This is a genomic window from Rhizobium sp. 01T444 (assembly GCF_056398305.1).
Genome location: NZ_JBFTPD010000134.1, coordinates 1 through 809 on the forward strand (window position 1 = coordinate 1; position 809 = coordinate 809).

At 70.1% G+C, this 809-nt stretch carries 2 protein-coding genes; both read right to left on the reverse strand.

All coding sequences use genetic code 11. The features are described from left to right. On the reverse strand, positions 1-228 hold a 228-nt coding region (locus AC1DTN_RS37565; RefSeq protein WP_477925195.1), incomplete at its 3' end, for a hypothetical protein. Beyond that, a partial coding sequence (gene tssK, locus AC1DTN_RS37570) for a type VI secretion system baseplate subunit TssK (protein WP_477925197.1) occupies positions 225-809 on the reverse strand: 585 nt, incomplete at its 5' end. The genes tssK and AC1DTN_RS37565, both read right to left, overlap by 4 nt.

Here is an 809-nt window from a genome sequence, read left to right on the forward strand (position 1 = left end):
GCCAAGGGGCGTGCGCGACAAGGAGGCCGAGTGGCCGACCACCCTGTCGTTCAGGTGAACGTCATAGATCGGGCGGTCGATGTAGTTGAAGACGACCACATCCAGCACGGCCTCCCTCTTCCCGTGCGCGCTCTCAGCCGCGCTCTGCGCGATGCAGATCGGGAACGGGCAGGGCAGGCTCGCGGCAAGCAGCCGGCAGACGATGACGAGGGCGCGGCGCTTGTTCATTTCTCCCTGACTCCCCAGAGTTCCATGCGCAATCCGGGCAACTCGCCCGCCACGCGCAACGCCATCCCGCCGTACTTGAGCAGGTGCTCCCAGAGCGGCCCGCGCGGTTGGAACTGGAAGTACACGAAGCCGGCGTTGAACGGAATCTGCCTCGGCGGCACGGGCAGGCTCCGCAGGGCGATGCCCGGCAGCTTCGCGTGGATGAGGTCCGGCAGGCGGTCGCTCGGCGCCGCCTTGCAGTGCGCGGGGAACTGCGTGGCCAGCTGGTCCGGGGGCATCTGCGCCGCGCCGGCGAACACGAGGCTGGCAAAGCCCTGCGGTTCGGACGGCTCGACGCTCGCCACCCGCATGCCGTTGGGGCGCTCGGTCAGCGCGATGCTCCCGGCGCTGCGCACCAGCACGTCGTTGAGCATCGCCTGCACGTCAGTGACCAGCTCCCTGAAGAAGTGGTACGGCTCCCCGTGCTGGTCGCCCGCGTCGCCCGTCAGCAGGGGGCGACGGCGCAGCAGGATGTCGACCATGGTCCGGATCTCGTGCGCGCGACCGACGACCCCGTCGATGCCGCCGCCGCGCGCCCGCTC